The following is a 24,488-nucleotide window of genomic DNA, read 5'->3' on the forward strand; positions in this document are numbered from 1 at the left end:
GCGCCGCGGTCAGCTGCCGACTGCGGCCTCCAGCTCGGCCAGGGCGATCTGGCCGGCAGCCACATCGCCGGTCAGGGTGAAATCCAGGTCCTCTTCGGCGTCGTCCTCGTGCAGGGTGTACCCATGCCGTTCCAGGACCGCGCGCTTCTGCGCGTAGGTGAGGACGTAGAGGATGGGCAATCGGCTGGGCATCAAGACGCGGACCTGCGGGGAAGCGGGCCGAGATTCTAGCGCCGGTGCCGCAGGGAAACCTGAGCCGGGGCATGGCGGCCGCCTGCTGGCGTCAGGCCTGCCCCCCCATGCTGCGCGACCTTCGGGCAGTGGGCGGGCCAGGCGCGCGCAGGCACCGGACGGGCCGGCCACAGCGCTTGCCTTTATCCTTGTCCGGTCCGCTGCCCCACGCCGCCGGATCTCCGCCCCAGCTCGGCGCGGCGTGACCCAAGTTTTCCGAACATCGAGGAAGCTCCATTGAACGCAGAAACCGCAAAGCCCCTGTCCTTCCGCCTGCCCGGCTCGTCCGTGCGCAAGGCCGACGCCGAGCGTGAGGCCATCCTGGCCTCGCCCGGCTTCGGCAACGCCTTCACCGATCACATGATCGCCATCCAGTGGAGCGTGGACAAAGGCTGGTACGACGCCGAAGTGCGCCCCTATGGCCCGCTGCAGCTGGACCCGGCCGCCTCGGTGCTGCACTACGGCCAGGAGATCTTCGAAGGCATCAAGGCCTACCGCCACGCCGACGGCTCGGTGTGGACCTTCCGCCCGGAGTCCAACGGCGCGCGCCTGCAGCGCTCGGCCCGCCGCCTGGCGCTGCCGGAGCTGCCGGTGGACGCCTTCGTCGAATCGCTGCGCCAGCTGATCGCGGCCGATGGCGACTGGGTGCCTTCGGCCCCTGAGACCAGCCTGTACATCCGCCCGTTCATGATCGCCGATGAAGCCTTCCTGGGCGTGCGCTCGGCCCAGCACGCCAGCTACTACGTGATCGCCAGCCCCGCCGGCCCGTACTTCGCCAAGGGCGTGGCGCCGGTGTCGATCTGGCTGTCCACCGAGTACGCCCGCGCCGGCAAGGGCGGCACCGGTGCGGCCAAGTGCGGCGGCAACTACGCCGCCTCGCTGCTGCCGCAGAAGATCGCCTACGCGCAGGGCTGCTCGCAGGTGCTGTTCCTGGACAACGACGGCTATATCGAGGAACTGGGCGGCATGAACGTGTTCTTCGTGCAGCGCGACGGCACCCTGGTCACGCCGGCGCTGTCGGGCAGCATCCTGGAAGGCATCACCCGCGAGAGCATCATCCGCCTGGCCCGCGACCGCGGCATCACCGTGGAAGAGCGCCGCATGCACGTGGAGGACTGGAAGAACGGCGTGGCCTCCGGCGAGATCACCGAGGTGTTCGCCTGCGGCACCGCCGCGGTGGTCACCCCGATCGGCGAGCTCAAGGGCGAGGGCTTCGCCGTGGGCGATCTGAGCGCGCCGGCCGGCGAGCTGACCATGTCCCTGCGCCAGGAGCTGACCGACATCCAGTACGGCCGACGCCCGGATCCGCACGGCTGGATGGTCAAGCTGTCCGGCTGAGTGTGGACTTGTCCCAGGGGCGGCCTTTGCCGCCGCTGGGGCAACCGCGGGAGCCTGCGATGACCTTTGACCGCACGGCCGAATCCGCCTTGGCCATGGCGCGCCCCCGGCGCGTGCAATGCGGGCGAGGCGCGCTGCGGATCGCGTTTACTGCCTGCCTTTTGCTCGCACTGGCGGCGTGCGCGACCGGGCCCTTGCCCTCGGCACCGCCACCGGTATCAGTACAGTTCCTGCTGGTGCCGCATGCCGATCTGGCCGACGACGACCCGGACGACCCGTCCTTGTCCCCGCGCGGTCTGGCCCAGGCGCAGGCGCTCGCAAAGGCCCTGCGGCAGGCACCGCTTTCAGGCATCGAAGTCAGCGAATTCAGGCGTACCCAGCAGACCGCAGCGCCCCTGGCGGCCCGCCTTCGCCTCGCAGCGGCGCGCTACTTCTCGCGCGGCGAGGTCGGCGAAATCGCGCGCCGGCTGCAGCAGCGCTATCGGCGTGGGCAGGTGCTGATGGTGACGGACCCTGACATGCTGGCCCCGCTGGCCGCAGCGCTGTGTCGGTGCCAGGTCGCCCCGATCCACGACCAGGTCTGGCGGTTGTATCGGGTCAGGCCGGCCTCGGACGTGCCGGGCCAGGTCGCCCCGGAGCCGCTGCCGCAGCCCTGAGCTTCCACGGGCCGCCGCGGGCCCGTGCACGCAGCGTTCCCGGACGCTGGCTGGCATCAACGCCATGCACGCGCCGCTGCCCCTGCCCGGGGGCCTTTTGCCCGGTTGGGACGGCACCATCGACGGCGTGCGCGCCCTGCAGGACGAGCTTGCGGCGCAGGTCGTGCTGGAAGATGGTTTCATCGACCCACCGCGCCTGCTGGCCGGCCTGGATGTGCGATTCGAGGACGACGGGACGCTCACCCGCGCGGCGGGCGTGCTGCTGGAGGCGGACACGCTGCGGCCCATCGCCAGCGAGGTGGTGCGGCGGCCGACCTCCTTCCCCTATGTGCCCGGCCTGCTGAGCTTCCGCGAGTTGCCGGCGCTGCTGCAGGTGCTGGCCTGCCTGCCCGAGCAGCCGGACCTGGTGTTCGTCGACGGCCAGGGCATCGCGCACCCGCGCCGGCTGGGCATCGCCGCGCACTTCGGCGTGGTCACCGGGCTGCCGACCATCGGCGTGGCCAAGAAGCCGCTGTGCGGGCGCTGCGTGCCGCCGGGCCCGGAGCCCGGCGCGCGCTCGCCGCTGCAGCACCAGGGCGAGAAGATCGCCTGGGTGCTGCGCAGCAAGGCGCGCTGCAACCCGCTGTTCGTGTCGCCCGGACATCGCGTGACCATGGACACGGCCGCCGACTGGGTCATGCGCACCCTGCGCGGCTACCGGCTGCCCGAGCCGACCCGGCTGGCCGATCACCTGGCCTCGCGTCGCGAGGAAAAACGCGCAGCGGCCACATCGCGGCCACTGTTCTAACGCGCTGCCCCGGATCGCGGCCGAGCCCGCTGCAACGGTCCGTTGTCGACGTGCACGCCCCCTCGCCCCGGACCGGTGCGATGCTGGGGCCTGGTTCCTTCAGGAAGACCCCATGACGCTGATCATCCCGCCACGGACCCACGACCTGGGCGACGGCTTCACCGTGCGCCGCGCCGTGCCCACCTTGCAGGCCCGCAGCGTCGGGCCCTTCGTGTTCGTCGACCACATGGGACCGGCGGTGTTCGAGCCGGATCGCGGCATCGACGTGCGCCCGCATCCGCACATCGGCCTGGCGACGGTGACCTATCTGTGGGAGGGCGCGATCGGCCATCGCGACACGCTGGGCAGCGACCAGGTCATCCGGCCCGGGGACGTGAACTGGATGACCTCCGGCCGCGGCATCGCCCATTCCGAGCGCACCCCGCCGCAGGCGCGCGCCGAGCGCAGCGGCGTGCATGGCATGCAGACCTGGGTCGCCCTGCCCAAGGCGCACGAGGAAACTGCACCGGAGTTCTACCACCACCCGGCCGCCACGCTGCCGCACTGGCAGCAGCACGGCGCGGGCCTGCGGGTGATCGCCGGACGCGCGTTCGGGTACGAGTCGCCGGTGCGGGTGTTTTCCGACACCTTCAACGTCGCGCTGGACCTGCAGGCCGAGGCGGAGCTGGCGCTGGACGACGGCGTGGTGGAACGCGCGCTCTACATCCTGGAGGGCGAGGCGCAGCTGGACGGGGCCGACGTACCGGCCCGGCACTTGGTCGTGCTGGATCGCGGCACCCGGCCGGTGCTGCGGGCCCTGACGCCGTTGAAGGCCATGCTGGTGGGCGGTGAGCCGCTGGATGGGCCGCGCCACCTGTGGTGGAACTTCGTGTCCAGCTCCAAGGAGCGCATCGAGCAGGCCAAGCAGGACTGGCGCGAGGGCCGCTTCGGCAAGATCGCCGGCGACGACGAGTTCATCCCGCTGCCGCCGGACCCCAAGCCCGAGCCGGTGAACTACCCCTGACCCTCGCGGGAGCGGCGTGCCGGGGGTCGGCGCGCCGCTCCCGGGGCGCCGACGTGGTTGCCATCCCATTTTTCGCTGCGGTATGGTCGTGGCGGGGCACGGCCGGCGGCGATCACGCCGGTCGCTGGGGGAACTGGACGCATGGGGATGCGTCGGCATGCAGCACGCACACGCGCTGATCCAGCGCGCGCATCCCCGTTGCCATCACGATGGACTTCAACCGGGGATTGTTCCATGTCGTCACGACCGTCGCTTGCGCTGTCGCTCCTGCTGGCCGGCTGCGCGCCTGCCCTCGCCGCAGACGATGCGCCGCCCCTGGCCTGCCCCGCGCTGCCGGCGTCCGCTGGCCTGCACTGGGAGACCCGCGACCAGGGCGCCTTCCTGCTGTGCCGGGCGATGGATGCCGGCGACCAGCAGGCCTTCGGCATCATGCTCACGCGCGACAAGCCGGATATCCGCCTGGACAAGCGCCTGCGCGCCGAGGCCGGGGCGGTCAATGGCCAGGGCATGTACTGGTACTACCCCAATGCCGGTGGCAATGCCCTGAAGAACCGGCGCATCGCGGTGGTGGAGGTCGGCGAGGACCGCTACGCGCAGATCTGGATCGACGCCCCGGACGAGCCGCGGATGCAGTCGTTGCAGAACGTGGTACGCGAACTGTCGCTGCGCTGAGAGGCCACGGGCGGCGCCGCAACTCGGGGACTTTGCGGCGACGCGCATCGGCAAGCGCCGCCCGCCGATGCGCCCGCCACGCCGATGCAAGGCGCGGCGCGGAATAACCGCGTCTAGAAGCGTCCTTCCTGGAAATCGACGAAGGCCTGCATCAGCTCCTGTCGGGTGTTCATCACGAACGGCCCGTGGCGCGCGACCGGCTCGCGCAAGGGCCGCCCGGCCACCAGGATGAGCTGCGCCCCCTGGCTGCCGGCGCGCAGGTGCAGTTGGCTGCCGCCACCGAGCACCGCCATCTCGCGCAGTTCCAGCGCACGCGCGCCCTCGTCCTGGCCCACCGTCGCCGCGCCCTCGTAGACGTAGGCGAAGGCGTGATGCCCCTCGGGCAGGGCGTAGTCCCAGCTGGCGCCGGCTGCAAGATGGATGTCCAGGTACAGCGGATCGGTGGCCGGTTGCACGATCGGGCCAACGGTATCGCCCACCTGGCCGGCGATCACCTTCACCGACACCCCCGTGGCCGGATGCGTCACGGGGATGCGGTCCGGGGCGAATTCCTGGTACTTCGGCGCGGTCATCTTGTCCTTGGCCGGCAGGTTCACCCACAGCTGGAAGCCGCGCATGCGGCCGGATTCCTGCTCGGGCATCTCCGAATGCACCAGCCCGCGGCCGGCGGTCATCCACTGCACGCTGCCCGGCGTGAGCAGGCCTTCGTTGCCGTGGTTGTCGCGATGGCGCATGCGGCCATCGAGCATGTAGGTCACCGTCTCGAAGCCGCGATGCGGATGCTCCGGAAACCCGGCCAGGTAGTCTTCCGGCTTGTCGGTGCCGAACTCGTCCAGCATCAGGAACGGGTCCAGCTCGGGCAGGTCCTGGGTGCCGATCACGCGCGTGAGCTTCACCCCGGCGCCGTCGGACGTAGGCATGCCGCGCACCTTGCGCAGGATGCGGGTGGAGTCGTTGCTCATGGGCGCCTCACAGAGTCGATGATCCACCCAAGATGATGGCGCAGATCGCCGCGCGGAATCTTCTGCGCCGCAACCATCCGTTCCATTGGCGTGCACTGGCGCGCTCGGCGGTTGGCAAAGCCCGCCGCCGGACACGAGCGCCCGCAAGCCCGACTCAGGCGACGTAGATCGTCTTGATGTTGGTGAACTCGTGCATGCCGTGCTGGGCCAGCTCGCGGCCGAAGCCGGAACGCTTGCTGCCGCCGAACGGCAGGCGCACGTCGCTCTTGACGATGGCATTGACGAAGGCCGCCCCGCACTGCAACTGCTGGGCCACGCGTTCGCCGCGGGCGGCATCGGCCGTCCACACGCTGCCGCCCAGGCCGAAGCTGGTGTCGTTGGCCACGCGTACGGCCTCGGCCTCGTCCTTGACCCGCAGGATGCTGGCGACCGGGCCGAACAGCTCCTGCTCATAAGCCGGCATGCCCGGCCCGACATGATCCAGGATCGTGGCCGGATAGTCGGCGTAGCCCTGCCCCGGTGCGCCGCCCAGCAGCAGCTTGGCGCCGGCCTGCACGCTGGCGCCGACCTGCTGGTGCAGTTCCTCGCGCAGGTCCTGGCGCGCCATCGGCGCCAGCGTGGTCGCGCTGTCGTTGGGGTCGCCGGTGCGCAGCTTGCCGGCGGCCTCGACGAAGCGGGTCACGAAGGTCTCGGCGATGGCCTCGACCACGATGAAGCGCTTGGCGGCGATGCAGGTCTGACCGGCGTTGTCGAAGCGGCTCTTCACCGCCGCGGCCACGGTCTTGTCCAGGTCGGCGTCCTCCAGCACGACGAAGGCATCGCTGCCGCCCAACTCCATCACGCATTTCTTCAGCACGCTGCCGGCGGTGGCGGCGATGGACTTGCCGGCGCGCTCGCTGCCGGTCAGGGTCACCGCGGCCACGCGCGGATCGCAGATGACCTCGGCCGCCTGGTCGTTATCGATATGCAGCACGCCGAGCACGCCTTCCGGCGCGCCCGCGGCCTGCAGGACCGCGGCGATGGCATCGGCGCAGCGCGGCACATTGGTCGCGTGCTTGAGCAAGGCCACGTTGCCAGCCATCAGCGTGGGCGCCAGGAATCGGAACACCTGCCACAGCGGGAAATTCCACGGCATCACCGCGAACACGCAGCCGATGGGCTCATAGCGCACGTAGCTGGACTGCGCTTCGGTGGCGATCTGCTCCGGGTGCAGATAGCCCTGCGCGTTGTCGGCGTAGAACTCGCAGGCGGCCGCGCACTTCTCGATCTCGGCCAGGGCCTCGGGCTTGAGCTTGCCCATCTCGGCGGTCATCACCTGCTGCAGGTCCTGGCGGCGCTCGCGCAGGACGCCCGCCGCGGCACGCAGCACGTCCCCGCGCGCCTGCACACTGCGCTGGGACCATTCGGGAAACGCCGCCTGCGCGGCATGCAACGCCGCTTCGACCGCATTGCTGGTCATCAGCGCCTGGCGATGCTCGACCTGGCCGGTCGCCGGGTTGGGGATTTCGGTGGTCATTGGGGCTTCCTCGATACGACATGACAGATGCGTCATTGTCGCGTCGCGGGCGTTACCGGGCCGTTTGGCGTCGCCGGGCACCGGCTATTGCAGGCACGCTTCATACTCGAGCCCACCGCATCTGTGGGAGCGGCTTTGGCCGCGAAGAAGCTTTCATGGGAAGGCCTCTTCGCCGACGAATCGGCTCCCACACCACTGCGGCGAGCTCAGCGCGCGGCGGTGGCTGGCTGCGCTGCATTGGCGCCCTGCCAGCCAAGTCCAAGGCTCTTCTGCAGCGCGATGTAGTTCACCACCTGCTGCACCTGCGCCTGGGCGGCGTTGTCGTGCGCGGTCAGCTGTTGGCGCTGCACGTCCAGGGCATCGATCAGCGAAGCCGCGCCGGCCTTGTAGCGCTGGTCCATCAAGCTTGCCGAGCGGTCGGCCGAGGCCTGCGCCTGCTGCGCGACGACCACTTGCCTGCGCGCCGCGCCGTAGTTGGACAGCGCGGTATTGGCGTCCTGCAACGCGGCCAGCACGGTGCCTTCGTAAGCCGCGGTGCGCGCCTCGGTGCCGGCGCGCGCCTGCGCGACCTGCGCGCGCACGCGTCCGAAATCCAGCACCGACCAGCGCAGGAACGGCGCCACCAGCGTGCTGGCCGAATCCGGCCCCAGGTCCCCGGGCGAGGTCGCCACCGCGGCGATGCTGCCGAACAGGCTGACCTGAGGAAAATACGCCGACAGCGCCTGGCCGATCTGCGCATTGCTACCGGCCAGCGCACGCTCGGCCTGGCGCACGTCGGGGCGGCGGCGGATCAGTGAGGCCGGGTCGTCCACCTTCACCTGCGCCGGCAGGGACGGCAGCGGCGCGGCCGCGGCCAGCCGCGCGTCCAGCGCCCCGGGTTCGCGGCCGATCATCAGCGCCAGCTGGTCCAGCGCGGCATCGCGCTGGGCTTCCAGCGGCAGCTGCGTGGCCTGGTTCTGCTGCAGCTGCCCGCGCGCACGTTCGACCTCCAGGTCGGAGGCCGCCCCGCGTGCGCGGCGCTGTTCGGTCAGCGCCAACGCCTGGGCAGAGGCGTCCGCGCTGCGCCTGGCGATCTCGATGCGCGCCTGCAACCCGCGATAGTTGGCGTAGACCTGGCCGACTTCCGCCGCCAGCTGCACCTGGGCGTCGGCCAGCTCGGCCTCGGAGGCCTCGGCTTCTGCCAGGGACTGCTCCACCGCGCGGCGGCGGCGGCCGAACAGGTCCAGCTCCCAGCTGGCGTCGAAGCCGGCCAGGTAGATGTCCGTGTCCAGGTCGTCGGCAGCATTGCGTACCGCCTGGCCAGTCTGCGGATCACCGGCAGCGATCTCATCGCCAATGCCGCGCACGCTGTCCTTGATGGCATCGGGCGCCTGCACGTAGGCGCCGCCGGCCATGGCCCCGACCTGCGGCAGGCGCTCGGCGCGGCGCTGCGCGGACAGCTCACGGGCTGCCCGCAGGCGGCCACCGGCCGCGCGCAGGCTGGGGCTGTTGCTCAGCGCCTGGTCCACCAGCCAGCTCAGCTCGGCATCGTGCAGTTCGTCCCACCAGCGATTGGCCGGCGGGGTGGCGATCACCTTGGCCGCGCCGGCACGATGCAGGCTGGGCGCCTGCAACGCGTCCCTGGCCACCTCGGGCCGCACGTAGTCCGGGCCGAGCATGCAGCCGGCCAGCAGCACCGGCAGCAGCGCCAGCGCGCCCAGTCGCAGGGTGGAATCAATGCATCGCAAGTGGCGTCCCCTTGGGCAGCGGCTTGAGTAGAAAGGCCAGCGGGATCGAGGCGACCACGATCACGCCGAAGATCCAGAACAGGTCGTTGTAGGTCATCACCAGCGCCTGCAGCTGCAGCTGCCGGGCGAAGGCGCCCATGGCCTGCATGGCCGCATCCCCGCCGCTGCCCTGCAGCGCGTGGGCGACCTGCTGCAGGTATTCCTGCGCGCGCGGCGAGTTGGCGGTGGTGGCGCTGCCCAGCACTTCGGTGTGGTAGGTCAGGCGACGGTCCTGGAAGGTGGAGATCAGGGCCAGGCCGATCGAGCCACCGAGGTTGCGCGCGGCATTGAACAGGCCCGAGGCGTCGCCGGCCAGCTCCGGCGGCACCGAGCTGATCGCCGCCTGGTTGAGCGCCATCATCGCCAGCGCCAGGCCGCAGCCCTGCAGCAGCTGGCCGGCAACGAAGCCGCTGCCCACGCTCTCGGAGGTCAGGTCGATGTTGACGAAACACGCCGCGGCAAAGCACAGCAGGCCGCCGATCACCAGCACGCGCACGTCCACCGTCTCCAGCAGCTTGGGCATGAACGGCATCAGGATTACCGTGGGCACGCCGCCCAGCAGCAGCACGTAGCCGGCCTGCTCGGTGTTGTAGCCGGAGATCACCGCCAGGAATTGCGGGATCATGTACATCACCCCGAACAGGATCATGCCTACGGCCAGCATCATCACGAACACCGCGCCGAAGCTGCGGTTGAGCAGCACCTTGAGCTGGATCACCGGCTCGCGGCTGACGAACTGCGAGGCCAGCAGCGCGGCAAAACCAATGACCGTGACTGCCGACAGCATCAGGATCAGCTCCGACTCGAACCAGCGCTCGCGCTGGCCGTCCTCCAGCACCACGGTCAGCGCGCCCAGCCCCGAGGTCAGGCCGAAGATGCCCAGCCAGTCGCCGCGCAGCAGCCCCCAGTAGTCGCCTTTCTCGTGCGGCAGGCCGATGAACAGCAGTGCCAGCAGGCCCAGGCATACCGGCACGTTGAGGAAGAACGCGTAGTGCCAGCTGATGTTCTCGGTCAGCCAGCCGCCCAGCAGCGGGCCGATCACCGGCCCCATGATCACGGTCATGCCGAACAGCGCCGTGCCCATGGTCTGCTGGTGCTTGGGCAGACGCGTGGCGACGATGGTCAGCGCGGTGGGGATCAGCGCGCCGCCGGCAAAGCCCTGGCCGATGCGGCCGATGATCATCATCGGCAGCGTGGAGGACAGCCCGCACATCACCGAGAACGCGGTGAACAGCACCGCGCAGATGATCAGGAAGTTGCGCAGCCCCAGCGTGCGCACGAACCAGCCGGTCAGCGGGATCATCATGATCTCGCTCACCAGATAGGCCGTGGAGATCCAGGTGCCCTCGGTGCCGCTGGCGCCCACCTCGCCCTGGATGGTCGGCAGGGCCGCGTTGACGATGGAGATATCCAGCGTGGCCATGAACGAGCCGATGGTGCCGGCGGCCACCGCCAGCCACGCGCTGGCATCGGCGTTGCGCGGCCTGGCCTGGCCTTGCCCCTCGACGCTGGCGGCGTTGGCGCTCAACGCGCGGCCTCACCCTGCTCGGCTTCGTCCTGCACCGTGTCCTTGGCCTGCTTGGCCGAGCGCGTATCCACCGTGGCAATGACCGACATGCCCGGCACCAGCACCTTGCGCGCCTCCGCACCGGCCTCCACGCGGATACGCACCGGGATGCGCTGCACGACCTTGGTGAAGTTGCCGGTGGCGTTCTCCGGCGGCAGCAGCGCGAACTGCGAGCCGGTGCCCGGCGAGATGCTTTCCACCGTGCCCTTCAGGCTCACCCCGGACAGCGCATCGGCCTCGATCTCCACCGGCTGGCCCGGGCGCATCAGCCCGACCTGGGTCTCCTTGAAATTGGCCACGAGGTACAGCGTCTGCACCGGCACCAGGGTCATGGTGCGGGTGCCGGCGGCCAGGAACTGGCCGACCTGCACGGTCTTGTCGCCGATGGTGCCGTCGATGGCCGCGGTCAGGCGCGTGTCCTCCAGCGCCACCCGCGCCTGGTCGGCATCGGCCTGGGCCTGCTTGAGCCCGGCACCGGCCTGGCGCAGCTGCGCCTGCCCGGCCTGGATCTGGCTCTGCGCACTTTCCACCTGCGATTGAGCGGCCTCGGCCTGGGCGCGGGCCTGGTCGCGCTGGTGCACCAGGCTTTCCAGGTGCTCGTGGGTATCGGCGCCGGAGGCCGCCAGCGGGGTGAAACGCTTCACCTCGGCCTGGGCGAACTTCAGCGTGGCCGTGGCCGAGGTCAGCTGCGCGCGTGCCTGCACCAGCTGCGAGGTGTAGCCGGCCAGGCCGGCCTCGGCCGCGGCGATGTCCGCCTCGCGCACGGCGATGGCGGCTTCGGCCTGCTGCAGTGTGGCTTTGTAGGTGCGGTCGTCGATCTGCAGCAGCGGCGCGCCCTTGCGCACGTGCTGGTCGTCGCGCACGAAGACCTCGGTGACATAGCCGTTGACGCGCGGCGCCACCGCCACGGCGTCGGCCTGCAGGTAGGCGTTGTTGGTCTCCTGCATGTAGCGGCCGACCAGCAGCCAGTGGAGGAACCATGCCAGCAACAGGATCAGCGCCAGCACGCCCACCACGATCAAGGTCCACTTCACCCGCGGGTTCTTCAGCGGCGAGGGCTTGGTCTTGCCGTTCTGGTCCTGGCCTTGCGGCGTCTGCTCAGCGTCCTGGCGCTGGGGGTCGGTGTTCTCGCTCAAGCTCGGGTCCTTGTCGGCGCTGGGGGTGGCAGCCGCGCATGGTGACCATACCCGTGCGTAGGGGCTGCGAAGGCCGATACTGTACTCGATGGTGCAGGAATAGCAAAAGCCCTGTCGCCAGGCCTTGAGCAGTCGCTGACGCTGCAACGCCCCGAGAACCCATAGGGTGGATGCCGCACCTTCGTTCAGCGCCGCCCCGGCCGCCTTGGTGGACAAGCTTCGCGTTGTCCACCCTACGCAAGTGACGCGCTGACCGCCGTAGGGTGGATGACGCTCTTCCATCCACCACCGCGCAACGAACGACGTGGACATGGCGGCATGACCGCCTCGCCGCACCGGCCGCCTTGGTGGACAAGCTTCGCATTGTCCACCCTACGCAAGTGACGCGCTGACCGCCGTAGGGTGGATGACGCTCTTCCATCCACCACCGCGCAACGAACGACGTGGGCACGTCGGCATGTCGGCCTCGCCGCTGCGGCCGCCGTGGTGGACAAGCTTCGCGTTGTCCACCCTACGCAACTGACGCGCCGATGGCCGTAGGGTGGATGGCGCTCTTCCATCCACCACCACCGCGAACCCGGCTCAAGGGCCGGCTGCAGCGTCCTGCGTGCGCTCGGTGCGCAGCATCCAGCCCCAGGCCAGCGCCGCCAGCAGGGACACGGCCACGATCATCAGCGTGGCCAACGCATTGATCTTGGGGTTCAGGCCCATGCGCACCGAGGACATGACCCGCACCGGCAAGGTCGTGGCCTCCGGGCCGCCGACGAAGCTGGCGATGACCACATCGTCCAGCGACAGGGTGAAAGCCAACAGCCAGGCCGAGGCCAACGCCGGGGCGATCAGCGGCAGGGTCACCCGGAAGAAGGTCCGCACTGGCCCGGCGCCCAGGTCCATGGCCGCCTCTTCCAGGGCCGGGTCCAGGGTCTTCAACCGCGAAGCCACCAGCACGGCGACAAAGCCCAGCGCCACGGTGGTATGGGCCAGCCAAATCGGCACCGCCCCATGCGGCGCGCTGCCGAACACGCCGCCCACGGCGACGAACAGCAGCAGCATCGACAGCCCGACCAGCACGTCGGGCATCACCAGCGGGGCGGTCACCAGCGCCGCGAACACGGTGCGACCGGCAAAGCGCCGCTGGCAGGTCAGCACCAGGGCGGCCATCGTCCCCAGCACCAGCGCGGTGTTGGCCGTCCAGAACGCCACCTTCAGGCTGACCCAGGCCGCGGCCAGCATCGGCCCGTCGTGCAACAGCGCGCCATACCAGCGCAGCGAGACACCCGACCACACCGTGGCCAGGCGCGAGTCGTTGAAGGAGTACGCCATCAACAGCACGATGGGCAGGTAAAGGAACGCCAGACCCAGCGCCAGCACTACCGCCCGCCACCGCGTTGCGCGCACGCCGCTCACCGGTCCGAGGGCGCCAGCTGGCGCCGCTGCAGCCGCTCGAACAGCGCGAGGGGCAGCACCAGCGTGGCCAGCATCGCCACGGCCATCGCCGAGGCCCGTGGCCAGTCGCGGTTGGCGAAGAACTCGTTCCACAGCACCCGCCCGATCATGCGCGTGTCCGGTCCGCCCAGCAGTTCGGGGATCACGTACTCGCCCATCACCGGCACTGCCACCAGCAGGCAACCGGCCAGGATGCCGGCGCGCGACAGCGGCAGGGTGATCGCCAGGAATGCGCGCCAGGGCGTGGCGCCCAGGTCATGGGCCGCTTCCAGCAGGCGCGCGTCGTGCCGGACCAGGTTGGCGTACAGCGGCAACACCATGAAAGGCAGGTAGCAGTAGACGATGCCCAGGTAGGCGGCCAGCGGCGTGTAAAGCAGCTGGCGTCCCTCGATCCAGCCGAGCGTGCGCAGCAGGTCGATCACACCCAGCCTGTCCAGCCACAAGCCCAGCGGGCCGTTGGCCTTGAGCAGGCCGATCCAGGCGTAGGCGCGCAGCAGGAAGGAGGTCCACGACGGCAACACCACCAGCATCAGCGCCAGGCTGCGGCGCGCCGGCGACAGCTGCGCCATGCAGTAGGCGATCGGATAGCCGACCAGCAGCGTCAGCGCCGTGGACACCAGCGCGATGCGCAGCGAGCCCAGGTAGGCCTGCACATAGCCCGGCGTGGTGAACAGCGCGCGGTAGTTGTCCAGGTGCGCCTGCCAGGCGATGCCGTCTGCAGTGACGGCCCACAGCGGGGTGTACGGCGGCCTGGCGATGGCCACCGACGCCAGCGAGATCTTCAGCACGATCAGCAACGGCACGGCGAACAACAGGATCATCCACACCGAGGGCACGCCAATCAGCGCCCAGCGCCCCCCACGCCCGCCCTCGCCCACCGTTGCCTTGCGGCCGCGCGCGCTCATTCGCACAGCACCACGCCATCGCGGGCATCCCACCACAGCCACACCGTCTCTCCAGGCGAGACACCCTGCCCCTGCGGGACACGGGTGTTGGCCGCATCGACCATGACCTGCTGGCCGCTGGCCAGACGCAGGTGGTGGATCGAATGCCGCCCGAAATAGGCCGACTCCTCGACCACGCCCTGCACCCGGTTGTAGGGCTGGTCGGGCGGCGCATGCGCGATCCGCAGCTGCTCGGGCCGCAGCGCCAGGGCCACGGCCTGTCCCGGCGCGGCCGCCACGGTCTCCAGCCGCAGCGGCGCCGCCATGTCCGCCGACTGCAGGACCAGACCGCCCTGCCCGTCGCGCACGACCACGGCCTCGAACAGGTTGACCGAGCCGATGAAACGCGCGGCGAAGCGGCTGTTGGGCTGCTCGTAGATCTGGCTGGGCGTGCCGATCTGGCGGATACGTCCGGCGTCCATCAGCGCGATGCGCCCGGCCATGGCCATGGCCTCTTCCTGGTCGTGGGTGACCAGCACGCAGGTCACCCCGCTGCGCTTGAGAATGGCCGCCAGCTCGAACTGCATGGTCGTGCGCAGCTGGCGGTCCAGGGCCGCCATCGGCTCATCCAGCAGCAGCAGCTTCGGCCCGCGGGCCAGCGCCCGCGCCAGGGCCACGCGCTGCTGCTGGCCGCCGGACAGCTGGTGCGGCTTGCGTTGGGCCAGCGCCTCCAGCTGCACCAAAGCCAGCATCTGCGCCACGCGTTCGGCGATCCGCGGCTTGGACAGGCGCGCCTGCTGCAGGCCGAAGGCGATGTTCTGGCGCACGCTCATGTGCGGGAACAGCGCATAGGACTGGAACATCATGTTCACCGGCCGCGCATGCGGCGGCAGCCCAAGCAGCGACTGGCCATCGAGCTCGATCGTGCCGGCGTCCGGCGTCTCCAGGCCGGCCAGGCAGCGCAGCAGCGTGGACTTGCCGCAGCCGGAGGCACCGAGCAGGGCGAAGATCTCGCCGCGGCCGATCTCCAGGTCGGTCTCATCCAGGGCCAGCGTGTGCGCGAAGTGCTTGCGCACCGCACGCAGGCGCAGGTAGGCGCCCGGCGCCGCCGCCTCGGTCTCACCCATCGTCAACGCCCGGTCTTGAAGTCGTCCCACACGCGGGTGTACAGCCTGTCCGTTTCCGGCGCGATGACGGCGAAGGTGAACAGCGCGTCCTGCACATCCTGGGGTGGGTAGATGGCCGGGTCGTTGGCGATGGCAGTTTCCATCAGCGCGCGCGAGGCCGGCACCGGGTTGGGGTAGCTGATGGCATCGGAATTCTTCGCCGCCACCGCCGGGTCGAGCAGCGTGTCGATGAAGGCGTAGGCGTTGTCCACGTTCTTGGCATCCTTCGGGATGGCCAGCACGTCCACGTACAGCGGCGCGCCTTCCCGCGGAATCGCGTAGCCGATGTTCACCCCATTGCCGGCCTCGCGCGCACGGTTGCGCGCCTGGATGACATCGCCCGACCAGCCCACCACCAGGCAGGTGTCGCCATTGGCCAGGCCGTCGATGTACTGGGAGGAATGGAAGTTGGTGACGTAGGGGCGGATGCGCTTCAGCAACGCCGCCGCCTTGTCGATCACCGCCGGCTCGGCGCTGTTGGGATCCTCGCCCAGGTACTTCAGCGCGATGGGAATGAGCTCGCTCGGCGTGTCCAGCAGGGTCACGCCGCAGTCGGAGAACTTGGAGATCAGCTCCGGCTTGAAGATGATGTCCCAGCTGCTGGTCGGCGCAGTGCTGCCCAGGCGCGCCTCGACCGCCTCCACGTTGTAGCCCACGCCCGTGGTGCCCCACATGTAGGGCACGCCGTAGGTGTTGCCTGGGTCCTGCGCGGCCATGCGCCGCAGCAGCGCCGGGTCCACCTTGGCCAGGTTGGGCAGCCTGGACTTGTCCAGTGGCTGGAACACCCCCGCCTGCACCTGTCGCGCCAGGAAATTCAGCGTGGGCACCACCACGTCGTAGCCGGTGGCCCCGGCCAGCAGGCGCGCCTCCACCATCTCGTTGCTGTCGAAGACGTCGTAGGTCACGCGCACGCCGGTCCTGCGCTCGAACGCCGGCACCGTGTCATCGGCCAGGTAGTCGTTCCAGTTGTAGACGTTGAGCACCTTGCTGGGCCCGGCCGGACCTTCCGGCTTGCCGCAGGCCGCCAGCAGGCCGGCCGCTGCCAGCGCGCCGCCCAGCATCCATGTCTTGATTGCGTACATCTTCACCTCGGTCTTGCTGGTCGCCCGCACCGGCACGGGTGCGAAGCGACGCGATCCCCGGACTTTACCCTGTGCCCCACGGACGAGGCGATGCCTGCGCGGCCCGCCCGCGCCGGGCGCACGCCGTGGCCGCCGCTAAAGTCCGCAGGCCCAGTGCCGATACCGCAGGCAGACCTACACGGACCGACGACCTTGATGCTTGCCAGCGCTGCGGTGCTGTCGCACCAACCCACGACCGGCGAGTCGCTCCCCCAGCGCGTGCTGGTCATGGAGAACTCGCGCGCGTTCACTGGGATGCTGCGCGAGGCCATCGAAACCCGGCTGGAGATCCCGGTCACCGTGGCCAGCTCGCTGGCCGAGGCGCAGCGCGTCATCGAGCAGGACGGCCCCTGGTTCCTGGCCCTGACCGGCCTGACCGTGGCCGATGGCGATGCCGACACCATCGTGTCCTTCTTCGCCGAGCACAGCATCCCCACGGTGGTGGTCAGCGGCTTCTACGACGAGAAGCTGCGCCAGCGCATCCTGGGCCAGCACGTGATCGACTACGTGCTCAAGAGCACGCCGGACAGCGTGGATTACCTGGTGTGGCTGGTGCGTCGACTGGAGCGCAACCGCCGCATCGCCGCCCTGGTGGTGGACGACTCGGCCTCGGCCCGCGCCTACGCCGGCGGCCTGCTGCAGCTGTACGGCTACCGCGTGCTGGAGGCCGAGGATGGCGAGCGCGGCCTGCAGATGCTGGAGAGCAATCCCGACATCCGCCTGGCCATCGTCGACCAGGAAATGCCCGGCATGGAAGGCACCGAGTTTGTCCGCCGCCTGCGCGCCAGCCGCGCGCGCGACCGCCTGGCGGTGATCGGGCTGTCGGGCAACTCCGACGTCTCGCTGATCCCGCGCTTCCTCAAGTCCGGGGCCAACGATTTCCTGCGCAAGCCATTCTCGCGCGAGGAATTCTTCTGCCGCGTCTCGCAGAACATCGACCAGCTGGAACTGGTCGGTACGCTGCAGGACCTGGCCACCCGCGATTACCTGACCGGCCTGCCCAATCGCCGGCACTTCATCGAGCGCGGCCTGCGCCTGCTGCCGCGCCTGCAGGCCGAGCAGCGCCCGGTGGCTGCGGCGATGCTGGACATCGACCATTTCAAGCGCGTCAACGACACCTGGGGACACGAGGCCGGCGACCTGGCGATCCAGGCGGTGGCCAACGCGGTGCAGGCACACGCGCGCGAGCAGGACATCGTCGGACGCTTCGGCGGCGAGGAGTTCGTGCTGCTGTCGCCGGACCTGGATCTGGACCAGGCCAACGCGCATTTCGAAAGCCTGCGCGAGCGCATCCGCGACCTGGAGGTGCCCATCGGCGGGGAGATCCTGCGCCTGACCGTCAGCGTGGGCGTCTGCGTCAGCACCGACGACAGCGCGCGCGAGGACCTGCTGCGCAACCTGCTGGCCGAAGCCGACCGCCGCATGTACCTGGCCAAGGCCGAGGGCCGCAACCGGGTCAAGGCGCTGGCCTGAATCAGCGGAAGTTGTTGCTTCGCAGCCCACCTGGCCCGGCCGTGCTTCGGCCTCAACTGGCCCTGGCGGGCCGAACCAGCGACAGCGCCAGCAAGGTCAACACCGCGGCGGCCGACAGATACCAGCCCACCGAGGCCAGGCCGTAGCGAGCGGCCAGCCAGGTCGCCACGTAAGGCGCCGGCGCGGCGCCGACGATGCTGGCGAAGTTGAACGACAGCGACGAGCCGGTGTAGCGCACCTCGGTGGGATACAGCTCGGCCAGCAGCGTGCCCACCGGGCCGTAGGTCAGGCCCATGGCGAAGAAGCCCAGCGACAGGAAGGCCAGCACCATCATGGGTTGGCCGGCCAGGAACAACCTGGACATGACCAGGCCGAAGCAGAAGATCGCCAGGCTGGCCCACATCATCGCCGTGCGCGTGTTGCGCTTGTCGCCGTAGCGCGCGGAAATGGGAATGCCGGCAGCGAAGAACAGGATGCCCACCAGCTGCAGCAGCAGGAACTGCCCACGGCTGTACTGCAGTGTGGTGGTGCCGTAGCCCAGGGCGAACACCGTCATCAGGTAGAACAGCACGAAGGTGGCGAAGGCCCCCAGCGTGCCGATCACCACCGGCCCGGCGTGCCGGGTGAACACCGTCCGCAACGGCAGGCGCACGCGGGTGTTGCGATCCAGCGCCCGCTGGAAGTCCGGCGTCTCGTGGATCTTCAGGCGGACCCACAGCCCCACCCCCACCAGCAGCGCACTGGCGATGAAGGGCAGCCGCCAGCCCCAGGCTAGGAATTGCGCGTTGCTCATCACCGCACCCAGCAGCAGAAACGAACTGGCCGACAGGAAGAACCCCAGCGGCGCGCCCAGCTGCGGGAACATGCCGTACCAGGCGCGCTTGCCGGGCGGTGCGTTCTCCGTGGCCAGCAGCACCGCCCCGCCCCACTCGCCGCCCAGCCCCAGGCCCTGGCCGAACCGGCACAGGGTCAACAGCACCGGCGCCATCACGCCGATGCTCTGGTAGGACGGCAGCAGGCCGATCAGCACCGTGGAAATGCCCATGGTCAGCAGCGCGGCCACCAGCGTGGCCTTGCGCCCGGTGCGGTCGCCGAAATGGCCGAACAGGGCCGAGCCCACCGGCCGGGCGACGAAGGCCACCGCAAAGGTCGCCAGCGAAGACAGCGTGGCGGCGGTGTCATCGCCCGGCGGAAAGAACAGATGCGGAAACACCAGCACCGCCGCCGTGGCGTAGATGTAGAAATCGAAGAACTCGATCGTGGTGCCGATCAGGCTGGCCAGCAGCACGCGGGCCGGCGAGTTCACGGGGGCGGGGGCGGCGGCAGTGGACATCGTGAGGAACAACCCATCCGGTAAAGCCGGGCGATTCTGGCACGTTTGCCGGCGCGGCGAAGGATTGGTTGCAGCGGTGACCAGCGCGGCGCGCGCGTACGCTCAGGGCCTGGGCAACACCTGCAGGAGCCGGTCCAGGCCACCTGCGTCGATCGCCACGTCGGCCTGTTCGCGCACCCGGGCCTTGGCGTGGTAAGCCACGGAAAGACCGGCTGCCTGCATCATCGGGATGTCGTTGGAACCATCGCCCACGGCGATCGTCGCGGTGGGCGCCACGCCCAGCAGCGAGGCCACGTCCAGCAGCGTGGCCCGCTTGACCGCGCCATCGCAGACATCGCCCCAGGCCTGCGGCACGACGCGCCCGGTCAGCTGGCCGTGCTCGATCTCCAGCAGGTTGGAGCGCACGAAATCCAGGCCCAGCCGCTGGCGCAGGCGCTCGGCGAAGAAGGTGAAGCCGCCGGAGACCAGCAGCACTTTCAAACCCGCCTGGCGGCAGGCCCCCACCAGCGCCTCAGCGCCGGGGTTGAGCTGCAGCCGCGTGTCGTACACCGCCTGCAGCGCCTGCACCGGCACGCCTTGCAGCAGCGCCACGCGCGCCAGCAGGCTCTGCCGGAAATCAGGGATGTCCCCGCGCATGGTGGCCTCGGTGATCGCCGCCACTTCCGCCTTCTTGCCCACCGCCTCGGCGATCTCGTCGATGCACTCGATGTCGATCAAGGTCGAGTCCATGTCGAAGGCGATCAGGCGATAGTCCGGCAGTGGGCGCGGGGCCACGCCCTGGCGCAGGAACAGGCCGGGCGGCAGCAGGTCGGGCTGGACGGGGAGCAGATCGCGCATGCGGTGGAAGCGCTGGCAACGGGGCGCGCCAGCATAGCCGCTTGCAGGGGCCGCAGCCACGCATCCAGGCCGGTGCGGGCAGGCAGGCGTTACCCTTGGCGCTTCCTTCTGCACTGCCGGAGCCGCGCATGAGCGCCGAGTCCACTCCCTCGCCATCGCTGGCGGACTACTACGCCGAGCAGGCCGCGCAGGCGCCGGACAACCTGGACGCGTTCTGGCTGCCCTTCACCGCCAACAAGGCGTTCAAGGCCAGACCGCGCCTGCTGGCCAGCGCCTCGGGCATGTACTACACCGACATCGAAGGCCGCCAGATCCTGGATGCCTGCGCCGGGCTGTGGTGCGTCAACGCCGGCCACGCGCGGCCGCGCATCGTCGAGGCCATCCGCCAGCAGGTCGGCACCCTGGACTTCGCGCCCAATTTCGCCATGGCCTCGCCGCTGCCGTTCAAACTGGCCGAGCGCCTGGCGGAGCTGGCGCCGGTCGATCTGAACCACGTGTTCTTCACCAATTCCGGCTCCGAGTCGGTGGACTCGGCGATGAAGATCGCCCTGGCCTACCACCGCGTGCGCGGGCAGGGCCAACGCACGCGCTTCATCGGCCGCGAGAAGGCCTACCACGGGGTCGGCTTCGGCGGCATTTCCGTGGGCGGCCTGCCCAACAACCGCAAGTGGTTCGGGCCCGGGCTGCCCGGCGTGGACCACCTGCGCCACACCCTGGACCTGGAACGCAACGCGTTCTCCAAGGGCCTGCCGGTCCATGGCGTGGAGTGGGCCGAGGAGCTGGAGCGCCTGATCACCCTGCATGACGCCTCCACCATCGCCGCGGTGATCATCGAGCCGATCAGCGGCTCGGCCGGGGTGATCCTGCCGCCGCAAGGCTATCTCCAGCGCATCCGCCAGCTCTGCGACAAGCACGGCGTGCTGCTGATCTTCGACGAGGTCATCACCGGCTTCGGCCGGGTCGGCAAGGCCTTCGCCTCGCAGCGTTTCGGGGTCACCCCCGACCTGATGACCACGGCCAAGGGCCTGACCAACGGCTGCGTGCCGATGGGCGCGGTGCTGGTCAGCGACGGCATCTTCGAGACCTTCATGCAGGGGCCGGACAACGTCATCGACCTGTTCCACGGCTACACCTACTCCGGCCATCCGCTGGCCTGCGCCGCCGCGCTGGCGACCCTGGACACCTACGCCGAGGAGAACCTGTTCGAGAAGGCCATCGAACTGGGCGACTACTGGCAGGCCGGGCTGCACTCGCTCAAGGGCCTGCCGCATGTGGTCGATGTGCGCAACTTCGGCCTGATCGGCGCGGTGGAATTCGCCCCGCGCCCGGATGCCCACCCGGGCGCGCGCGGCTTTGAGGCCTTCACCCGCGCCTTCAACGAGGGCCAGATGCTCACCCGCATCACCGGCGACGTGCTGGCGCTGTCGCCCCCGCTGATCGTGGAGAAAGCGCACATCGACCGCATCTTCAACACCCTGGCCGAGATCATCCCCAAGCTCGACTGAGCCGCGCGCCGCCTGACCGCGGACGCGTCCGCGCCGTCGCGGTGGGCATCACGGCCTGCCGCTACACTCGACGCAATGAATGCTTCGCCGCAACAAGATCCACGCCACGCGCAACTGCGACGCATGAAGGCCCTGGCCACCGGCCTGCTGTTGCTGATGCTGGCCGGCTTCGTGCTGAGCCACCTGATGGGCCAGCACGGCATCTGGGCCTGGGTGGCGGCCTTCTGCGAGGCTGCCGCGGTCGGCGCCATGGCCGACTGGTTCGCGGTGGTGGCGCTGTTCCGGCGCCCGCTGGGGCTGCCGATCCCGCACACCGCCATCCTGCCGCGCGGCAAGGACCGGCTGGCCGACGGGCTGGCGGTGTTCGTGCGCGACCAGTTCCTGGCCCCGGACGCCCTGATGTCCAAGCTGCAGGTCTTCGACCCGGCCACGCGCCTGGGCCATTGGCTGGCCCAGCCCGAGCAGGCCCGCCGGCTGGCCGACATGGCGCGCGGCTGGGCGCTGCAGGCGCTGGACCTGCTGGACGAGAAAGCCGTGCGGCGCGCGATCCTGCGCTTCGTCGTCACCCGGCTGCGCGGCTGGAACGCCGCCGGCACCGCTGGCGAGGTCCTGGGGCTGCTGACCGCCGACGGCCGCCACCACGTGCTGCTGGACGAGGCCCTGGAGCGCATCGCGCGGTGGCTGGACGATGAGCGCATCAAGGCCCGCGCCTCCATGCTGATCGTGCGCTATGCGCGGCGCGAGTGGCCCAAGCTGGTGGGCACGGTGGACTGGATCAAGCCGATCGAGGAGATCGGCGACAGCCTGGCCGAGCGTCTGGCGCGGGCCGCGCTGGAAGAGCTGCAGCAGGTGTTGGGCGATCGCCAGCATCCCTTGCGGCAGGACTACGAACAGGCGGTGGCGCGCTACATCGAGCGCCTGCGCGAGGACCCGGCCCTGGCCGAGCGCATCGAAGGCATCAAGCAGCGCGTCATCGACCATCCCGCCGTGCAGACCTATGTGCAGGGCTTGTGGGACCAGATCCACCAGGCCCTGCGCGAGGACCTCTCGCGGACCGATTCGCGGCTGTCGGCCCACCTGGAGAACAGCCTGGTGTCGCTGGGACAATCGCTGGAACGCGACCCCGCCCTGCGCGCGGCATTGAACGAGCACATGCTCAGCGCCGCGGAAAAGCTCACCACGCGCCTGCGCAGCGGCGTGACCGAACACATCGCGCAGACGGTCAAGGGCTGGGACGAGCGCCACCTGGTGGAGCAACTAGAACTGGGCGTGGGCCGCGACCTGCAGTACATCCGCTTCAACGGCACCCTGGTCGGCGGCCTGATCGGCCTGCTGCTGCACGCGGGCAGCGTTTGGCTGGGACGCTAGAAGCCGAAGAGCGAGGAGTGAGCGCAGAGGAGTGAGGAGTGAGTGGAGGCTAGGAGTGAGCGCAGAGGAGTGAGGAGTGAGTAAAAGCAACGGCGCGTATCGTGCCGCTCTGATTTGCGTCGATCCTCGCAGCGCAGCATCCACCGCTTGCTTCCCCCCACTCCTCGCCTTAGCGCACTCCCCGCCTTCGCTCACTCCTCACTCCTCTGCGCTCACTCCTAGCCTTTGCTCACTCCTAGCCTTCGCTCACTCCTGGCCTTTGCTCACTCCTCGCCCTAAAGAATCCCTCGCCCTGGCCGATACGCATCTGAGAGGCCACCGCAGCCGGCGGCACCCATCGACAAGGAGACGCGTCATGTCCACCCGTCCCACTGTGCTGCTCTGCGACGACTCGCGGGCCCTGCGCATGCTGGCAACGCAGCAGCTGACCGATGCCGGATTCGACGTGGTCGGCGAAGCCGGCAACGGTCGCCAGGCCATCGAGCGCTATCGCGAACTTTCGCCCGACCTAGTGCTGATGGACCTGGTGATGCCCGAGTGCGATGGCAAGCAGGGCTTGAGCGGCATCCTGGCCGCGGATCCGGAGGCGCGCGTGGTGATCCTCAGCTCGCTCGGGGCACAGAGCGACATCGAGGAATGTTTGCGCCTGGGCGCCAAATCCTATTTGCAAAAACCCATCGATCCGGCGGACATGGAGCGGATCCTGCTGGGCGTGCTGGCCTGAGGCCATCCGCGCTCCACTCCCCTGGCATCGATCGAGGATTCCCATGGCAGCAAAATTCTTCGGCCAGTTCCTGCTGGAAAAAGGCGTCATCAGCGCCCAGCAGCTGCTGGACGCGCTGGACGCGCAGCGTGCGTCCAATCCCACCCTGGGCGAGCTGGCCCAGCAGCGCGGCCTGCTGACCGCCGCCCAGGCCAAACGCGTCAACGAGCGGCAGCGCGTGGAGGACCGTCGCTTCGGCGATATCGCCGAGGACATGGGCCTGCTGGACAGCACCCAGCTCGGCGAGCTGCTGGCCGCGCAGAAGGCCCAGCGCAAGCTGTTCGGCGAGATCCTGGTGGAACAGCACACGCTGGACCGTGCCCGCCTGGAGACCGAGCTGGCTGCCCATCGCCAGGAGCAGGAGGACGCCGCGCGCGCCCTGGGCGAGACCGTCAGCGCCCACCCGCTCTCGGACCTGGCCGCCAGCGCCATCAACACCAGCGTGCGGCTGTTCCCGCGCCTGTTCGGCAGCCAGTGCCAGCCGGCGCAGGCGCTGGACTCACCGCAGGCGCTTGCGGCCTACCCGGTCGGCGCGCTGGTGCGCATCCAAGCCGACCAGCCGATGGCCGTGGGCCTGGCCTGCACGGCGGACACGGCCACGCGGCTGGCCACGGCGTTCCTGTCGATCCCGCAGGAAAAATGCGACGACGAACTGGCCCTGGATGCCCTGGGTGAGGTGGTCAACGTGCTGATGGGCTACGTGGTGCGCGATGCCTTGTCCGACGATGCCCAGTACCGGGCCTTCCCGCCCGAAACCCGCACGCCGCTGGCCCAGGCCATGGGCGCCTCGCCGTGCGCGCTGGCCATTGGGATGAGCTCCCAGCTGGGCGACTTCGCGCTGCTGGTCTGCCGCTAGCGCCATTCCGCACGCGCCAACGGCTGCATGAACTCGGCTCGCCAACAATTCTTGTTGGCGAGCCGTTTTTGTTGGGGAGGCCTTCACAGTTTTTCGCTCCGG

General features: G+C 69.7%; 22 protein-coding genes. 10 read left to right on the forward strand and 12 right to left on the reverse strand.

Going from position 1 to position 24,488, the window contains the following annotated elements; genetic code table 11:
• Positions 1–9 precede the first annotated feature (9 nt).
• The gene (locus EPA99_RS10890) at positions 10–192 is read right to left on the reverse strand and encodes a hypothetical protein (protein ID WP_129471251.1); all 183 of its coding nucleotides are present in this window, start codon (positions 190–192) and stop codon (positions 10–12) included.
• A 300-nt stretch (positions 193–492) separates the two neighbouring features.
• On the opposite strand from EPA99_RS10890, the gene EPA99_RS10895 reads away from it, so the two are divergent.
• The 5 genes from EPA99_RS10895 (at position 493) to EPA99_RS10915 (ending at position 4,687) form a co-directional block, all read left to right on the forward strand.
• Positions 493–1,569 carry a branched-chain amino acid aminotransferase gene (locus EPA99_RS10895; RefSeq protein ID WP_129471465.1) on the forward strand — a complete coding sequence of 359 codons (1,077 nt, stop codon included), beginning with the start codon at positions 493–495 and terminating at the stop codon, positions 1,567–1,569.
• Between the two features lie 194 nt (positions 1,570–1,763).
• Positions 1,764–2,225: a histidine phosphatase family protein gene (locus tag EPA99_RS10900; RefSeq protein ID WP_164978633.1), complete on the forward strand. Its 462-nt coding sequence runs from the start codon at positions 1,764–1,766 to the stop codon at positions 2,223–2,225.
• A gap of 64 nt (positions 2,226–2,289) precedes the next feature.
• Complete coding sequence (gene nfi, locus EPA99_RS10905; protein ID WP_129471253.1) at positions 2,290–3,012, forward strand: deoxyribonuclease V; 723 nt, start codon at positions 2,290–2,292, stop codon at positions 3,010–3,012.
• Between the two features lie 112 nt (positions 3,013–3,124).
• A complete protein-coding gene (locus EPA99_RS10910) occupies positions 3,125–4,015 on the forward strand; it encodes a pirin family protein (RefSeq protein ID WP_129471254.1) in 891 nt (296 codons plus the stop codon).
• A gap of 234 nt (positions 4,016–4,249) precedes the next feature.
• Entirely contained in the window at positions 4,250–4,687 is a 438-nt protein-coding gene (locus EPA99_RS10915; RefSeq protein WP_129471255.1) for a hypothetical protein, read from the forward strand.
• 113 nt (positions 4,688–4,800) lie between these two features.
• On the opposite strand, the gene EPA99_RS10920 is transcribed toward EPA99_RS10915, so the two are convergent.
• The 9 genes from EPA99_RS10920 to EPA99_RS10960 all read right to left on the reverse strand — a co-directional run bounded on the left by EPA99_RS10920 (position 4,801) and on the right by EPA99_RS10960 (position 16,212).
• Positions 4,801–5,649, reverse strand: a complete 849-nt coding sequence (locus EPA99_RS10920) for a pirin family protein (RefSeq protein ID WP_129471256.1) — start codon at positions 5,647–5,649, stop codon at positions 4,801–4,803.
• A 154-nt stretch (positions 5,650–5,803) separates the two neighbouring features.
• The gene (locus EPA99_RS10925) at positions 5,804–7,165 is read right to left on the reverse strand and encodes an NAD-dependent succinate-semialdehyde dehydrogenase (protein ID WP_129471257.1); all 1,362 of its coding nucleotides are present in this window, start codon (positions 7,163–7,165) and stop codon (positions 5,804–5,806) included.
• 206 nt (positions 7,166–7,371) lie between these two features.
• Complete coding sequence (locus EPA99_RS10930; RefSeq protein WP_425479199.1) at positions 7,372–8,883, reverse strand: efflux transporter outer membrane subunit; 1,512 nt, start codon at positions 8,881–8,883, stop codon at positions 7,372–7,374.
• Positions 8,879–10,459, reverse strand: a complete 1,581-nt coding sequence (locus EPA99_RS10935) for an MDR family MFS transporter (protein WP_129471258.1) — start codon at positions 10,457–10,459, stop codon at positions 8,879–8,881. Before EPA99_RS10935 ends, EPA99_RS10930 begins: the two co-directional genes overlap by 5 nt.
• Positions 10,456–11,634: an HlyD family secretion protein gene (locus EPA99_RS10940; protein ID WP_241688359.1), complete on the reverse strand. Its 1,179-nt coding sequence runs from the start codon at positions 11,632–11,634 to the stop codon at positions 10,456–10,458. The genes EPA99_RS10935 and EPA99_RS10940 overlap by 4 nt, the downstream gene beginning before the upstream one ends.
• A gap of 582 nt (positions 11,635–12,216) precedes the next feature.
• A complete protein-coding gene (locus EPA99_RS10945) occupies positions 12,217–13,032 on the reverse strand; it encodes an ABC transporter permease subunit (RefSeq protein WP_338325386.1) in 816 nt (271 codons plus the stop codon).
• A 5-nt stretch (positions 13,033–13,037) separates the two neighbouring features.
• Positions 13,038–13,985, reverse strand: a complete 948-nt coding sequence (locus EPA99_RS10950; protein WP_129471259.1) for an ABC transporter permease subunit — start codon at positions 13,983–13,985, stop codon at positions 13,038–13,040.
• Positions 13,982–15,091: an ABC transporter ATP-binding protein gene (locus tag EPA99_RS10955; RefSeq protein ID WP_129471260.1), complete on the reverse strand. Its 1,110-nt coding sequence runs from the start codon at positions 15,089–15,091 to the stop codon at positions 13,982–13,984. The genes EPA99_RS10950 and EPA99_RS10955 overlap by 4 nt, the downstream gene beginning before the upstream one ends.
• A 2-nt stretch (positions 15,092–15,093) precedes the next feature.
• Positions 15,094–16,212, reverse strand: a complete 1,119-nt coding sequence (locus EPA99_RS10960; protein ID WP_241688369.1) for a polyamine ABC transporter substrate-binding protein — start codon at positions 16,210–16,212, stop codon at positions 15,094–15,096.
• Positions 16,213–16,407: 195 nt separating this feature from the next.
• On the opposite strand from EPA99_RS10960, the gene EPA99_RS10965 reads away from it, so the two are divergent.
• Positions 16,408–17,724 carry a diguanylate cyclase gene (locus EPA99_RS10965; protein WP_129471470.1) on the forward strand — a complete coding sequence of 439 codons (1,317 nt, stop codon included), beginning with the start codon at positions 16,408–16,410 and terminating at the stop codon, positions 17,722–17,724.
• Positions 17,725–17,776: 52 nt separating this feature from the next.
• Here EPA99_RS10965 and EPA99_RS10970 read toward each other — a convergent pair whose 3' ends face one another.
• Positions 17,777–19,057 (reverse strand): MFS transporter, encoded by a 1,281-nt coding sequence (locus EPA99_RS10970; protein WP_129471261.1) that lies wholly within the window; start codon positions 19,055–19,057, stop codon positions 17,777–17,779.
• A gap of 102 nt (positions 19,058–19,159) precedes the next feature.
• Positions 19,160–19,894, reverse strand: a complete 735-nt coding sequence (gene serB / locus EPA99_RS10975) for a phosphoserine phosphatase SerB (protein WP_129471262.1) — start codon at positions 19,892–19,894, stop codon at positions 19,160–19,162.
• Positions 19,895–20,022: 128 nt separating this feature from the next.
• Between serB and aptA the strand changes: the two genes are divergently transcribed.
• From aptA to EPA99_RS10995, 4 genes are all read left to right on the forward strand, one after another.
• Positions 20,023–21,399 carry an omega-aminotransferase AptA gene (gene aptA, locus EPA99_RS10980; protein WP_129471263.1) on the forward strand — a complete coding sequence of 459 codons (1,377 nt, stop codon included), beginning with the start codon at positions 20,023–20,025 and terminating at the stop codon, positions 21,397–21,399.
• Between the two features lie 75 nt (positions 21,400–21,474).
• A complete protein-coding gene (locus EPA99_RS10985) occupies positions 21,475–22,767 on the forward strand; it encodes a DUF445 domain-containing protein (RefSeq protein WP_129471264.1) in 1,293 nt (430 codons plus the stop codon).
• A 355-nt stretch (positions 22,768–23,122) separates the two neighbouring features.
• Positions 23,123–23,491, forward strand: coding sequence for a response regulator (locus EPA99_RS10990; RefSeq protein ID WP_129471265.1), 369 nt, complete (start codon positions 23,123–23,125; stop codon positions 23,489–23,491).
• 43 nt (positions 23,492–23,534) lie between these two features.
• Positions 23,535–24,386, forward strand: a complete 852-nt coding sequence (locus EPA99_RS10995; protein WP_129471266.1) for a cyclic di-GMP-binding domain-containing protein, MshE-related — start codon at positions 23,535–23,537, stop codon at positions 24,384–24,386.
• Positions 24,387–24,488 lie beyond the last annotated feature (102 nt).

It is taken from the genome of Pseudoxanthomonas composti, from assembly GCF_004122095.1.
Lineage (GTDB): Bacteria > Pseudomonadota > Gammaproteobacteria > Xanthomonadales > Xanthomonadaceae > Pseudoxanthomonas_A > Pseudoxanthomonas_A composti.